General features: G+C 69.2%; 10 protein-coding genes. 2 read left to right on the forward strand and 8 right to left on the reverse strand.

Features of this window, described 5'->3' with window-relative positions; translation table 11 throughout:
- Window positions 1–29: 29 nt before the first annotated feature.
- Entirely contained in the window at window positions 30–527 is a 498-nt protein-coding gene (locus tag BLS74_RS00775; RefSeq protein ID WP_093102161.1) for a methylated-DNA--[protein]-cysteine S-methyltransferase, read from the reverse strand.
- Complete coding sequence (locus BLS74_RS00780) at window positions 524–2,059, reverse strand: DNA-3-methyladenine glycosylase 2 family protein (RefSeq protein ID WP_093102162.1); 1,536 nt, start codon at window positions 2,057–2,059, stop codon at window positions 524–526. The genes BLS74_RS00775 and BLS74_RS00780 overlap by 4 nt, the downstream gene beginning before the upstream one ends.
- Window positions 2,060–2,168: 109 nt before the next feature.
- Between BLS74_RS00780 and BLS74_RS00785 the strand changes: the two genes are divergently transcribed.
- Window positions 2,169–3,551, forward strand: a complete 1,383-nt coding sequence (locus tag BLS74_RS00785; protein ID WP_093102164.1) for a phosphomannomutase/phosphoglucomutase — start codon at window positions 2,169–2,171, stop codon at window positions 3,549–3,551.
- Window positions 3,552–3,562: 11 nt separating this feature from the next.
- A complete protein-coding gene (locus BLS74_RS00790; protein ID WP_093102165.1) occupies window positions 3,563–4,918 on the forward strand; it encodes a 3-deoxy-D-manno-octulosonic acid transferase in 1,356 nt (451 codons plus the stop codon).
- A 6-nt stretch (window positions 4,919–4,924) separates the two neighbouring features.
- Here BLS74_RS00790 and BLS74_RS00795 read toward each other — a convergent pair whose 3' ends face one another.
- Genes BLS74_RS00795 through BLS74_RS00820 form a run of 6 tightly spaced genes read right to left on the reverse strand, consistent with a single transcriptional unit; the run spans window position 4,925 to window position 12,608 of the window.
- Entirely contained in the window at window positions 4,925–6,442 is a 1,518-nt protein-coding gene (locus BLS74_RS00795) for a TolC family outer membrane protein (RefSeq protein WP_093102167.1), read from the reverse strand.
- A gap of 22 nt (window positions 6,443–6,464) precedes the next feature.
- Window positions 6,465–6,803: a rhodanese-like domain-containing protein gene (locus tag BLS74_RS00800; RefSeq protein WP_093102168.1), complete on the reverse strand. Its 339-nt coding sequence runs from the start codon at window positions 6,801–6,803 to the stop codon at window positions 6,465–6,467.
- An 11-nt stretch (window positions 6,804–6,814) separates the two neighbouring features.
- Window positions 6,815–7,498 carry a protein-L-isoaspartate O-methyltransferase family protein gene (locus BLS74_RS00805; RefSeq protein WP_093102170.1) on the reverse strand — a complete coding sequence of 228 codons (684 nt, stop codon included), beginning with the start codon at window positions 7,496–7,498 and terminating at the stop codon, window positions 6,815–6,817.
- Between the two features lie 29 nt (window positions 7,499–7,527).
- A complete protein-coding gene (locus BLS74_RS00810) occupies window positions 7,528–10,758 on the reverse strand; it encodes an efflux RND transporter permease subunit (RefSeq protein WP_093102171.1) in 3,231 nt (1,076 codons plus the stop codon).
- Between the two features lie 12 nt (window positions 10,759–10,770).
- Window positions 10,771–11,931, reverse strand: a complete 1,161-nt coding sequence (locus BLS74_RS00815; RefSeq protein ID WP_093102173.1) for an efflux RND transporter periplasmic adaptor subunit — start codon at window positions 11,929–11,931, stop codon at window positions 10,771–10,773.
- A complete protein-coding gene (locus tag BLS74_RS00820; protein ID WP_093102174.1) occupies window positions 11,928–12,608 on the reverse strand; it encodes a TetR/AcrR family transcriptional regulator in 681 nt (226 codons plus the stop codon). Before BLS74_RS00820 ends, BLS74_RS00815 begins: the two co-directional genes overlap by 4 nt.
- Window positions 12,609–12,688: the final 80 nt, after the last annotated feature.

Consider the following 12,688-nt stretch of genomic DNA (forward strand, 5'->3'; position numbering starts at 1 on the left):
AGCAGCGGCCGTCGTGCACTCGCCTTCGCTCACAGCGCACCTTCCAGTTCGAGCAGCGCGCTCTTGCGTTCGAGCCCGCCCGCATAGCCGGTCAGCGAGCCGTTGGTGCCCAGCACGCGGTGGCAAGGGACGATCACGCTGATCGGATTGCGGCCCACGGCGGCGCCCACCGCGCGCACGGCGGCCGGCTTGCCGATGCCGGCGCTCAAGGCGCCGTAGCTGATGGTGCGGCCCGCCGGAATGGCGAGCAGGGCTTGCCACACCGCCTGCTGGAAGCCGGTGCCGTGCGAGAGGTCGAGCGGCAGGTCGAAGTGCTGGCGCTTGCCGGCGAAGTAGTCGGCGAGCTGCGCGGCCGCCTCGCGCAGCACCGGGTGCTCCGCATCAGTCTGCCAGCCGCTCGAGTCAGGCCAGTGGCGTTGCCGGTCGAACCAGACGCCGGCCAGGCCTTCGTCGGTGGCGGCCAGCGTGATGCCGCCGAGCGGGCTCTCGATGTGGGTGCTGTAGATGGTGGTGTTCTTGAATTTCATGGCTGATCGGAAGGAAGTGCTGCCGTGGCATCGGCAGCGGGTAGAGGACTGTGCCAGGCGCGCAGCACCGCGTAGCTGCGCCAGGGGCGCCAGGCTTGCGAGGCTTCGGTTGCGGCGCGAGCAGAGGAGACGCCGAGCGCCTTCTGCAGCGCGACGTCGCCGGCCGGGAAGGCATCGGGCCAGCGCAGCGCGCGCATCGCGATGTACTGCGCGGTCCAGTCGCCGATGCCGGGCAGGGCCTGCAGGGCGGCGAGCGTGGCGGGCACGTCGGCGCCGGCATGCAAGGCCAGCCGGCCGGCTTGCACCTCGCGGGCGAGCGCGCTCAACGCGGCCTGCCGTTGCCGCACGATGCCGAGCTGGCCGAGCGCATCGCCGCTCGCGCCGGCGATGGCCGCGGGCGTGGGGAACAGGCGGTCCAGCCCGGCGATCGGCGTCGCGATCGCTTCGCCGAAGGCCTGCACCAGTCGCGTGCCCATGGTGCGCGCCGCGGCCACCGTGATCTGCTGGCCGAGCACGGCGCGCGCCGCGAGCTCGAAACCGTCGACCGTGCCCGGCACGCGCAGCCCGTCGCCATGCGGAAAGCTCGCATGCAGCGCACTGTTGATCGCCATCGGCTCGGCATCCAGGTCGAGCATGGCGCGCACGCGGCTGATCACGATCGGCAGCACAGCGGCCAGCGAATCGCCGACGCGCAGCAGCAACTGCTCGCGCTGCGCGTCGAAGCGAAGCTGGAGCCAGCCCGCATGCACGTGTTCGCCCTTCACGACGCGCAGCGTGCGCGCCAGCTGCGGCGTGCCGCCGGCATCGGTGATCGACTCGACGCCGCCGAGGGCCCGGCGCGCGAAGAAGCCCAGCATCGCCGCACCGTCATAGGGCGGCCGAAAGCCCAGCCGCACGTCGATGGCCTCGCTTTCGCGACCGTCGCCCGCAGGGCCGGCGCGCCGCAGCGCGCTCGGATTGAGGCCGTAGTGTGTCACGAAGGCCGCGTTGAAGCGGCGCACGCTCGCGAAGCCGCTGGCCAGTGCGACCTGCGTCATCGGCAGCCGCGTGTCGGCGATCAGCTGCTTGGCGGCCAGCAGGCGGCGCGTCTGCAGGTACTGCAGCGGCGACACGCCGAACTGGGTCTCGAAGATGCGGCGCAGGTGGCGGTCGCTCACGCCCAGCCGCGCGGCGATGCGGGCGGCGCCGGGGCCGTCTTCGTCCCAGGCATCGGGTTCGTCGATCAGGCGCGCGGCTTGCAAGGCAAGGATGCGCGATGCGTCCTCGGTCGACCAGCTCGCAGCCCGCGGCGCGAGTTCGGGCCGGCAGCGCAGGCAGGGCCGGAAGCCCGCGGCCTCGGCCTGTGCCGCATGGCGGAAGAAACGGCAGTTCTCGCGCCGCGGCAGCTTCACGCGGCAGACCGGGCGGCAGTAGACGCCGGTGGAGGTCACGCCGGTGAAGAAGGAGCCGTCGAAGCGTGCATCGTGGGCCTTCATGGCCAGGTAGCAGGCGTCGCTCTCGAGTCCGGCGGTGGGTGCGATGGCGGGAGACATGGGGGAATGATAGGTGTCCGTGCGCGCAGAAGTAGCCATTTCCGGACATTTGGCTCACGAGGGCCATGCCTACAATGGTCCTCAGTTTGTGAACTTTCAAAGGAAGCCCATGCAGCTCAGCGCATCGATCTTCAAGGCCTATGACATTCGCGGCGTCGTGCCGACCACGCTCGACGCCGAGGTCGCCGAGGCGCTCGGCAAGGCCTTCGGCAGCGCGGCGCGCGCGGCCGGCGAGAAATCGGTGGCGGTGGGGCGCGACGGGCGCCTGTCGGGCCCCGCACTGGTCGAGGCCCTGGTCCGTGGTCTGGTGGCCACCGGCATCGAAGTGATCGATGTCGGGGCCGTCACGACCCCGATGCTCTATTTCGCGGCCAACACGCTGGCCAACAGCGGCATTCAGGTCACAGGAAGCCACAACCCAAAGGATTACAACGGTTTCAAAATGGTACTGGCCGGCCGTGCGATCTACGGCGACGAGATCCAGGGCCTGTACAAGGTGATGGAAGCCGGCAGCGCCAAGCTCGCCCCGGGCGGCAGCGTGCGCAAGGTCGACGTGACCGAGGCCTACACGCAGCGCATCGTCGGCGACATCAAGCTGGCGCGTCCGCTCAAGATCGTGGTCGATTCGGGCAACGGCATCGCCGGCGCGTCGGCCCCGGCCATCCTGCGCGCCATCGGCTGCGAGGTGACCGAGCTCTTCAGCGAGGTCGACGGCGACTTTCCCAATCACCACCCGGACCCGAGCAAGCCCGAGAACCTCAAGGACCTGATCGCCGCGCTGCAAGCCGGCGATGCCGAACTGGGCCTGGCCTTCGACGGCGACGGCGACCGCCTCGGCATCGTCACCAAGGACGGGCAGAACATCTATCCCGACCGCCAGATGATGCTGTTCGCGCAGGACGTGCTCTCGCGCGTGCCGGGCGCGACCATCATCTACGACGTCAAGTGCTCGCAGCGCCTGGGCCCCGCGATCGAGGCCGCCGGCGGCAAGCCGCTGATCTACAAGACCGGCCACTCGCTGATCAAGGCCAAGATGAAGGAGATCGCATCGCCGCTGGGCGGCGAGATGAGCGGCCACATCTTCTTCAAGGAGCGCTGGTTCGGTTTCGACGACGGCACCTATGCGGGCTGCCGCCTGCTCGAGATCCTGAGCAAGACGCCGAATTCGAGCGACACGCTCAACGCACTGCCGACCAGCTTCTCGACGCCCGAGCTCAACGTGAAGTGCGCCGAAGGCGAACCGCACGCGGTGGTCGATCAGCTCGTGAAGACCGCGAAGTTCGATGCCCCGGCCAAGGTCTCGACCATCGACGGCGTGCGCGTCGACTGGCCCGATGGCTTCGGGCTCATCCGCGCCTCCAACACCACACCGGTGCTGGTGTTGCGCTTCGAAGGGCAGACGCAGGCAGCGCTGGACCGCATCCAGAAGGAGATGCTCGCGCTCCTGAAGAGCGCGAAGCCCGACGCCACCCTCGCGGAAGCCGCGCACTGAATTTTCGAAGCGTGCGTTCGTTGCTGCTGCGCCTCTACGGCGTCTTCACTTCTCTGGCCGAACCCCTGGTGCGGCGCAAGCTGCGGCGCCGGGCCGTGGCCGAGCCCGGCTACGCGCATGCGGTAGAAGAACGCTTCGGCCACTATGACGAAGCTGCGAGCGGCACCGGCTGGTGCTGGATCCATGCGGTCTCGCTCGGCGAGGCGCGCGCCGCCGGCATCCTGATCGCCGAGCTGCGGCGGCAGTACCCGGGCATCCCCATCCTGCTGACCAACGGCACGGCCACCGGGCGCGAAGAGGGCGCCAAGCTGCTGGAAGACGGCGATCTGCAGGTCTGGCAGCCCTGGGATGCGCCCGAGCCGGTGGCGCGCTTTCTCGATCGCTTCCAGCCGCGCATCGGCGTGCTGATGGAAACCGAGGTCTGGCCCGAGATGTCGGCGGCCTGCGCTGAGCGCGGCATTCCGCTGGTGCTGGCCAACGCGCGGCTGAACGAGAACTCGCTGGCCTCGGCCGAGCGTCTGGGCTGGCTCGCGCGGCCCGCCTATTCGGCATTGGCCGCCGTGTGGGCGCAGACCGAGGCCGATTCGCACCGGCTGGTTTCGCTCGGCGCCAAGGTGGCGGGCGTGTTCGGCAACCTCAAGTTCGACGCCACGCCCGATGCGCGCCAGCTCGCGGCGGCGACCCGCTTGCGCGAGCAGCTGCCGCGGCCGGTGGTGGTGTTTGCGAGCTCGCGCGACGGCGAGGAGGTGCAGCTGCTCGAAGTGCTCAAGCGCTTCGGCGCGCTGGCGCCCGTGCCGCCGGCGCAGGACGCGGTGCAGTCGATTGCCAAGCGGGTGCACGACGTGCAATGGATGATAGTGCCGCGTCATCCCCAGCGTTTCGACGACGTCGCGGCGCTGGTCGAATCCCAGGGCTTCGCGGTGGCGCGGCGCAGCGCGGCCGGCGCGCCGGCCGAATGCGAGATCTGGCTCGGCGATTCGCTCGGCGAGATGGCGCTCTACTACGGCCTGGCCGACGCGGCGCTGCTGGGCGGCAGCTTCGAACCGCTGGGCGGCCAGAACCTGATCGAGGCCGCGGCCTGCGGCTGCCCGGTGATCATGGGGCCGTCGACCTTCAACTTCGCCGAGGCGGCCGAACTCTCGCTCGCGGCCGGCGCCTCGCAGCGCGTGGACAACATGGAGCAGGCGGTCACGGCGGCGCTCAAGCTGGTCGAGAAGCCTGAGCGGCGCGAAGCGATGGCCGAGGCCGCCTTGGCTTTCGCCAACTCGAACCGCGGCGCGGCGCAGCGCACGGCGGCGGCGGTGCTGGCGGTTGCGGAGGCGGCGACGGCCGAGACCGAGGAGCGGGCCGAGCCCAGTCTCGAGTAGGACGCTCTAGCGCGTCGGCGGCAGGATCACCGGCGGCGGTGGCGGCGAAGGCATGACCGGCGGCGGCGGGCTGAAGGGCGGCACCGGCACCGGCGGCACCACCGGGATCGGCGTGGCGGGCCGGCCGGGCGCCGGGGCCTGCTGCGAGGCCGGCGGCTGTGCCGGCGTGGCGGTGCTGTCCACGGCAGGGCGGCCGTCGGTGGCCAAGGTGCTGTTGATCGCGCGCAGGTCGTCGGCCGTCAGCGTGCCGTTGGCCTGCCGCAGCTTGAGATTGCCCAGCAGCACGTTGTAGCGCGACACCGCGAGGTCGCGCTTGGTCTGGAACAGCTGGCTCTGCGAATTGAGCACGTCGATGTTGATGCGCACGCCCACCTGGTAGCCGAGCCGGTTGGCGTCGAGCGCGACCTGGCTGGAGGCCTCGGCGGCTTCGAGTGCCTTCACCTGCCCGGCCCCCGAGACCAGTCCGAGGTAGGCCGCGCGCGTGGCTTGCGTCACGCTGCGGCGCGTCGATTCGAGCACCGAGCGCGACTGCTCTTCGAGCGCCAGCGTTTCCTTGACGCGGTTCTCGGTCGCATAGCCCGCGAACAAGGGCAGGTTGAACACCACGCCCACGGTCGCCGCATTGATGCGCGAGCGGCCCGTGGTGGTGCTGGTGCCCTGCGGGTTGTTGGTGACGTTGTAGCCCAGGTTCGCGTCAAGGGTGGGCTTGTGGCCGGCTTCGGCCTTCCTGACTTCGAGCGTGGCCACGTCGAGGCCGAGCCGCGCCTGCCGGATCGAGGGATGCACGTCCTCGGCCTGCGCGACCCAGGCGTTGATATCGGCCGGCATCACCTCGGGCAGCACCACCGGCGCGGCCAGCGGAACCGGCACGCTGCCAGGGCGGCCGACCAGCTGGTCGAGCGCGATCTTCTTGACCTGGAGGTCGTTCTCGGCCGCGATCTCCTGCGAGATCACGAGGTCGTAGCGCGCCTGGGCTTCGCGCGTGTCGGTGATGGTCGAGGTGCCGACCTCGAAATTGCGCTTGGCCGATGCCAGCTGCTCGGCCACCGCGATCTTCTGCGCCCGCACCAGCGCCAGGCTGTCCTGGGCCGAGAGCACGTCGAAGTAGGCCTGGCTCACGCGCACCACCAGGTCCTGGTCGGCGATGGTCAGCACCGCCTGCGCGATGTCGACCTGGCGCTTGCCCTGTTCGTAGGTGGCCCAGTTCGCGGGCCGGTAGAGGGGCTGGGTGGCGTTGACGCCGACGTTCTGCGTGTTGAAGCCGCGCGAGGTGTTGCCGACGGGCGTGTTGACGTCGAGCTCGGTGTGCGAGGCACCGGCCGACAGCCCGACCGCCGGCAGGATGCCGGCCTTGGCCTGGGCCGCGCGCGCCAGGCTGGCGTCGTACTGCGAACGCGCGGCCTGGTAGGTCGCGTCGTAGCTGCGCGCCGATTCGTAGAGATCGATCAGGCTCTGGCCGTGGGCAGGCAGTGCGAACGCGGCGGCGAGCGCCACCGAGAGGGGAAGAAGCCGGAGCACGGGCATTGAGCGTCCTTGGGAAAAGAAATCAGTAGCGCGGCACAGAGGGGTCGTGCTGCGTCGACCAGGCATCGATGCCGCCGGCGACGTTCGCCACCTCGGCAAAGCCGTTCTGGATCAGGAAGGCGGCCACGCGCTGGCTGCGCGCGCCGTGGTGGCAGAGGCAGGCGATGCGCTGCGCCGGGTCGAGCTCCGAGATGCGGGCCGGAATCTCGTTCATCGGGATCGCCACCAGCGTGAAGCCCTGCGGCACCACGCTCGCGGTTTGCACTTCCCACGGCTCGCGCACGTCCAGCAGCACCGGCTGCGCACTCGCGTCGTGGCCGAACCAGTCGGCGAGTTCGGGCGGGCGGACCTGGTCGATCATGAGAGCTCCGCTCAGAAGTTGAAGCGCGAAGGCGCAGGGAAGTTCAAGAGGCGCGGCGCCACCGTGTCCCACGGCTGCACGATGTCCCACTTGCCTTCGCCGACGCGCGTGACGAAGTGGGCGCGCATCATCGGTTCGTCGCCCACGATCGCCGCCAGCCGGCCGCCCATCTTGAGCGAGCCCATCAGGCTCTGCGGCAGGCGCGCGACCGAGCCGCTGAGCACGATCACGTCGAAAGTCGGTCCGCTGGGCAGCGGCACGGCGCCGTCGGCGTTGCGCACTTCCACGTTGTTCACGCCGTTGCGGCGCAGGTTCTCGGTGGCGACGGCCGCCAGGCCAGGATCGATCTCGAGCGTCAGTACTTGCGCCGCGCGGTGCGCCAGCAGCGCGGCCATGAACCCGGAGCCGGAGCCGATCTCGAGCACGGATTCGTGCTTCTGCACATGCAGGTCTTGCAGCATCCGCGCCTCGACTTTGGGCGAGAGCATGCACTGGCCGGGCTCCTTCGTCTTGGCGCCCTCCAGCGGGATCTCCATGTCGAAGAAGGCCAGGCCGCGGTGGGCCTTGGGCACGTAGTCCTCGCGCCGGATGTGGGCCAGCAGGTCCAGGATTTCGAGATCGAGCACGTCCCAGGGACGGATCTGCTGCTCGATCATGTTGAAGCGCAAGCGCTCCAGGGTGGGAATGGGGTTCATGTGCTTTTTCCTCGTGCGGGTCGGGTCAATCAGGACAAACCTTCAATTTTAGGCGGCGGCTCCACAGTGTCGGCCGTGCGCGTGACCGCTTGCTGGCGGTGCCAGCGGCGCCGGGCCCAGTTCGCCAGGTCGTCCATGTAGCAATAGACCACCGGCACCACCACCAGCGTCAACAGCGAGGAGGTGATCACGCCGCCGATCACGGCCTGGCCCATGGGCGCGCGCTGCTCCGAGCCTTCGCTGATCGCGAAGGCCAGCGGCACCATGCCGAAGATCATCGCCAGCGTGGTCATCAGGATCGGGCGCAGCCGCACGCGCGCCGCGAGCAGCAGGGCCTCGGCGCGCGGCAGGCCCGGCACCGGCGTGCCGTCGGGCGCGACGCCGCTCTCGCGCGAACGGATCGCGAAATCGACCAGCAGGATGGCGTTCTTGGTCACCAGGCCCATCAGCATCACGATGCCGATGATCGAGAACATCGAGAGCGTGGATCGGAACATCAGCAAGGCCAGCACCACGCCGATCAGCGTGAGCGGCAGCGCCGTCATCAGCGCCAGCGGCTGCAGGAAGCTCTTGAACTGGCTGGCCAGGATCATGTAGATGAAGATGATCGCCAGCGCCAGCGCCGACACCGCATAGCCGAAGGACTCCTGCATGTTCTTGGTCGAGCCGCTGAACTGCCAGCCGTAGCCCGGCGGGAAGGCGATGCCGGCCAGCGCCGTGCGGATGTCGGCCGACACTTCGCCGGCCGAGCGGTTGGCCACGTTGGCATTGATGCTGACCTCGCGCGCCAGTGCGCGGCGGTTGATCTGGTTTGGCCCGGTGGCTTCGCGCACATCGGCCACCTGCTGCAGGCGAACGATGCGGCTGGAGCCGTCGGCATTGGCGCCCATGGCGGTGCTGACGAAGGGCAGGCGCGCCAGGTCGGCCGGCGAGTTGCGCACCTCGGGCGCCAACCGCACGTTGACGTCGTAGGTCTGGTCGTCGGGCGCGCGCCAGTTGCCCACCGTGGTGCCGGCCACCAGCGTGCGCAGTGCGTTCGCGACCGGCGCCACGCCGAGGCCGAGGTCGGAGGCGGCATCGCGGCGCATCACCACGCTCACGGTCGGCTTGTTGGGCTTCTGGCTCGAATCGAGATCGACCAGCCCGGGAATCGGGCGGATCGCCTCCATCACGCGCTGCGTGAGCCGTTCGAGCTCCTGCAGGTCGGGGCCCTGCAGCGAGAACTCGATGACCTTGTTGCCGCCCACCGAGTCGCGCAAGCCCACGTGCGTGACCGTGATGCCCGGGATCGCGCGCAGCTTCTCGCGCAGCACGCCCGACATCTGGTCGACGCTGCGCTCGCGCAGCTTGCGCTCGACCAGGCGCACGTAGATGCTTGCGTAGATCTTGCCCTGCGCGTCGCCGGTGTTGATGGTGCTGAGCGTGTAGCGCACCTCGGGCATTTCGCGCAGGACGCCCTCGACCTGGCGGGCCTTGGCCTCGGTCACTTCGAGCGAGGAGCCGACCGGCGTGTAGAAGTTGATCGCGGTTTCCGAGAAGTCGGCCTTGGGCACGAACTCGGTGCCCAGGAGCGGCACCATCACCACGCTGGCGGCGAAGATGCCGAGCGCCGCGGCCAGCGTGGCGAGCTTGTGCACGAGGGACCAGCGCAGGATGGCCTGGTAGGCTTCAGCGAGCCGGTCGGTCGCGCGGTCGAACCAGCCGGTGACGCGGCCGATGGTCTTGTCGTAGAAGGTCACGGGCGGGCCGCGCTTGCCGTGCGTATCGATTGCAGGGTCGTGCCAGATGCTCGAGAGCATCGGATCCAGCGTGAAGCTCACGAACATCGAGATCAGCACTGCCGCCACGATGGTGATGCCGAACTCGTGGAAGAACTTGCCGATGATGCCTTCCATGAAGCCGATCGGCAGGAACACCGCGACGATCGAGAGCGTGGTCGCCAGCACCGCAAGCCCGATCTCCTGCGTGCCGTCGAGCGCCGCGCTGTAAGGCGCCTTGCCCATCTGCACGTGGCGCACGATGTTCTCGCGCACCACGATCGCGTCGTCGATCAGCAAGCCCACGCACAGCGACAGCGCCATCAGCGTCACCATGTTGATGGTGAAGCCGAACATGGCCATGAACCAGAAGGTGCCGATCAGCGCGATCGGCAGCGTGAGCCCGGTGATCACGGTCGAGCGCCACGAATTCAGGAACAGGAACACGATCAGCACGGTGAGCAGCGCGCCTTCGATCAGTGTCTCCCGCACGTTGTTGACCGCGACGCGGATCGGCCGCGCAGCGTCGGCGATGGGTTCGAGCTTGACGCCGGGCGGCAACTGCGGCCGGATGTCGGCGATGGCCTTCGCGAGCCCGTCGACTACCGCGATGGTGTTCTCGTCCTGCGCCTTCTGCACGGACAGGAGCAGCGTGCGCTGGCCGTTGTAGAGCGCGAGGCTCTCGAGTTCCTGCGCGCCATCGCGCACGGTCGCCACCTGGTCGATGCGGATCGGCGCGCCGCCCCTGCGCATCAGGATGATCTTGCCGAAGTCCTCCGGCCGCTCCATGCGCGCATCGACCTGCACCACGCGTTCCTGCTCGAGCGAGCGCACGGCGCCCACCGGCAGCGCCTGGTTCTCGTTGCGCACCGCCTCGACCACCTGCGACGCACTGACGCCGAAGGCTTCCATCGCCTGCGGATTGAGATAGATGTTGATCTCGCGCTTGGTGCCGCCCACCAGCGTCACCGAGCCGACGCCGCGCACGTTCTCCAGCCGCTTCTTCAGCACCTGATCGGCCCAGTTGGTCAACTCGACCGCGCTCGGTTGTTTGTCTTCCTGCCCATCGGGCAGCACGGCCACCGACCACACGGGCCGCGAGGCCGGGTCGAAGCGCAGCACGCGCGGATCTTTCACCTCGTCGCGGAACAGAGGCCGCACCGCTGCGACCTTTTCGCGCACGTCGTCGGCCGCCTTGCGGCCGTCGACGTAGAGCTGGAATTCGATGATGACGACCGACTGGCCTTCGTAGCTGCGCGAGGTGAGGGCGTTGATGCCGGCGATCGAGTTGACGCCTTCCTCGACCTTCTTGGTCACCTCGCTCTCGACGATCTCGGGCGAGGCGCCCGGGTACTCGGTGATCACCACCACCACCGGGAAGTCGATGTTCGGGAACTGGTCGACCTGCAGCCGCTGGTAGGAGAAGATGCCGAGCACCACCAGCGCGAGCATCAGCATGGTCGCCAAGACCGGGTTCTTCAGGCTGACGCGCGTGAACCACATGGTATTGCGCGCTCAGGGCGCGGCGACCGGCGAGAGGCGCACTGCCGTGCCTTCGCGCAGCGAGCCGACGCTGCCCGCCACCACCACCGCGCCATCCTCGACGCCGCGCACCGCGACCAGCGTCTGGCCGTCGACCTGGCCGCGCTGGCCGGTCTGGACCGCGCGGTGGGCGATGCGTCCCTCGATCACCATCTGCACGTAAGGCGCCGGCTTGTCGATGCGCACCGCGGACAAGGGCAGGGCGAGCGCGTCGACGCGCCCCACGTCGATGCTGCCCTGCGCGAACAGGCCCTGGCGGAAGCCGGCGCTGCGGTCCAGCCGCAGGTAGACCAGCACGCTGCGGCTGCCGGCCTGTGCGCTCGGGTTGACGCGCACCACGCTGGCGCCCACCTTGCGGTTGGTGCTCGCCGGGTCTACAGCGCTGCTGCCTTCGATCTGCAGCGTCGCGCGCTGGCCCACGCGCACTGCGACCGAGTCGGCTGCCGCGAGCGTGGCCTCGACCTCGATGCGGCTCAGGTCGACCACCTCGATCACGCGCGCATCGACAGCGACGCGCTCGCCCGGCTGCGCCAGCCGCTGCGCGACCTGACCGGTGAGCGGGCTCTTGAGCACGGTGTCGGCGAGCGACTTGTGCGCCATCTCCACCGCGGCGAGCGCGGCGCGGTGGGTCGAGAGCGCGGCGTTGAGATTCGACTGCGAGGTGTCGAGCGCAGTGCGGGAGATGAAGCCCTGGTCGACCAGCGCCTTGTTGTTGTCGTAAGTGCGTTGCGCCACCTCGGCCTGCGCGCGGGCCGAGTCCGCCTGCTCCTGAGCCTGGCGCACGCGCGACTTGTACTCGACCGGGTCGATGCGCGCGACCACCTGGCCGGCCGTGACCGCATCGCCCTCGCGCAGCGTGAGGCCGATCAGCTCGCCGGCCACGCGGGCCTTGACCAGCGCCGAATCGACCGCCTTGAGCGTGCCCGAGACCGCCAGCGTCTGCGCGAGTTCGCGCCGCGTGGCGCGCACCACGTCGGACGGCGAGAGCTGCACCACCGTTTCGGCCGGCTTCGCGGCGGCGGCGACCGCGGCTTGCTGCGCGCGGCGCGCCTCGATGGCGCGCAGCACGCCGCCGGCCAGCAGCGCGACGACCACTGCCGCGACCGCCCATTTGATGACGAGCGACCGCTTCATACGCCCGCCTTCGGCGGCATGCTGAGCCCGTGGAGCACGGTCTCGGCCTGGATCGCAAGGTACTTCTCGGGATCGAGATCCGAATCGGCGTCGACGCAGATGACGGCCGAGTGCTTCCACAGCATCAGGAAGAGCATCGGCGCGATGATGGCGTAGATCGCGTGGCCGACGTCGACCGGCGCGAACTCCCCGCTGTCGATGCCGCGCTGCACGATGCGCCGCATCAGCGTGTGCCCGGGCCGCACCACCTCTTCGCGGTAGAACTCGGCCAGCTCCGGGAAATTGCGGCCCTCGCTCAGCATCAGCTTGGTGAGGCCCGAGGCCTTGGTCGAGCCCACGCGCTCCCACCAGATGCGCATGCAATAGCGCAGCATGTCGGAGGTGCTGCCCTCGAACTCCTCGAACTCCTTGTTCCACTCGGTGAAGCGGCCGGACAGGTTCTCGACCACCACCGCCTTGAACAGTTCTTCCTTGCTCGGAAAATAAAGGAACAGGGTGCCCTTGGACACGCCGGCGCGCGCCGCCACCTCTTCGGCACGGGTGGCCGCGAAGCCCTTGTCGACGAACAGGTCCAGTGCGGCCTCGAGCAGTTCCCCGGGACGCGCCTCCTTGCGGCGCTCGCGCTTGGCGCGCGCTGTGCTGCAGAATTTGTCGCTGAGGAAACGGGGAGCGGGCATGGATTTCTTAATGACTCACGGGTTAGTAATGTAGTGAGCGTGCCTGGACCCGTCAAGCCGCGACAATGCTGGGTTCGCCA

This window comes from Variovorax sp. CF079, assembly GCF_900101545.1.
GTDB lineage: Bacteria > Pseudomonadota > Gammaproteobacteria > Burkholderiales > Burkholderiaceae_C > Variovorax.

Coding starts and splice junctions, on each gene's coding strand:
- BLS74_RS00780 (WP_093102162.1), bottom strand. CDS start 2,059: ATGTCTCCCGCCATCGCACCCACCGCCGGACTCGAGAGCGACGCCTGC.
- BLS74_RS00775 (WP_093102161.1), bottom strand. CDS start 527: ATGAAATTCAAGAACACCACCATCTACAGCACCCACATCGAGAGCCCG.
- BLS74_RS00785 (WP_093102164.1), top strand. CDS start 2,169: ATGCAGCTCAGCGCATCGATCTTCAAGGCCTATGACATTCGCGGCGTC.
- BLS74_RS00795 (WP_093102167.1), bottom strand. CDS start 6,442: ATGCCCGTGCTCCGGCTTCTTCCCCTCTCGGTGGCGCTCGCCGCCGCG.
- BLS74_RS00800 (WP_093102168.1), bottom strand. CDS start 6,803: ATGATCGACCAGGTCCGCCCGCCCGAACTCGCCGACTGGTTCGGCCAC.
- BLS74_RS00820 (WP_093102174.1), bottom strand. CDS start 12,608: ATGCCCGCTCCCCGTTTCCTCAGCGACAAATTCTGCAGCACAGCGCGC.
- BLS74_RS00810 (WP_093102171.1), bottom strand. CDS start 10,758: ATGTGGTTCACGCGCGTCAGCCTGAAGAACCCGGTCTTGGCGACCATG.
- BLS74_RS00815 (WP_093102173.1), bottom strand. CDS start 11,931: ATGAAGCGGTCGCTCGTCATCAAATGGGCGGTCGCGGCAGTGGTCGTC.
- BLS74_RS00805 (WP_093102170.1), bottom strand. CDS start 7,498: ATGAACCCCATTCCCACCCTGGAGCGCTTGCGCTTCAACATGATCGAG.